Below are 430 nucleotides of genomic sequence, written 5' to 3'. Positions count from 1 at the left end.
TATATTTGTACTGAGCGGTTTTTTGCCAAGATTGTTAGGATTAATAAGAATAAATAATGGCTTAGAGCATGATGGCTCACCTGCATATACTTCTCCGTTCGGCTGGTTTTATGAGCATATATGTAAAAATGTTTCTTCCGATTTACGCGTTGGTTCTTTGGTATATGCTCTTGTTATGATTGCATTTTACTGGAGCATTGTATATGTAATGGATAAGAAGAAAATTTATGTAAGAGTATAGCAGGCTAAACAAATAGGGTTGCTGCTTTTACAATATTTTCAGGCTTACCTACATCAATAAGTTTACTGCCTGAATGGTTGTATGAAAATATACTATGTGTTGAAGCTACACTTAAATACACATCAACCATTGAGAATTTTCCCTGTTGCTGTATCAGTTGAAATATAGACGCATTAATTACATGTATAC

2 protein-coding genes are annotated in these 430 nt (G+C 33.5%); one reads left to right on the top strand and one right to left on the bottom strand.

Annotation, left to right across the window (positions count from 1 at the left end):
* A partial coding sequence (locus E3E36_RS13050; RefSeq protein WP_206203699.1) for a hypothetical protein occupies window positions 1–241 on the top strand: 241 nt, incomplete at its 5' end.
* A 4-nt stretch (window positions 242–245) separates the two neighbouring features.
* Here E3E36_RS13050 and E3E36_RS13045 read toward each other — a convergent pair.
* Window positions 246–430, bottom strand: a 185-nt coding sequence (locus E3E36_RS13045; RefSeq protein WP_206203698.1) for a hypothetical protein, incomplete at its 5' end; no start/stop codon positions are given.

This window comes from Thermococcus sp. M36 (genome assembly GCF_012027355.1).
Classification (GTDB): Archaea; Methanobacteriota_B; Thermococci; order Thermococcales; family Thermococcaceae; genus Thermococcus.
The sequence above is the reverse complement of the archived record's forward strand: the minus strand, read 5'-3'. Positions and strand labels throughout refer to the sequence as shown.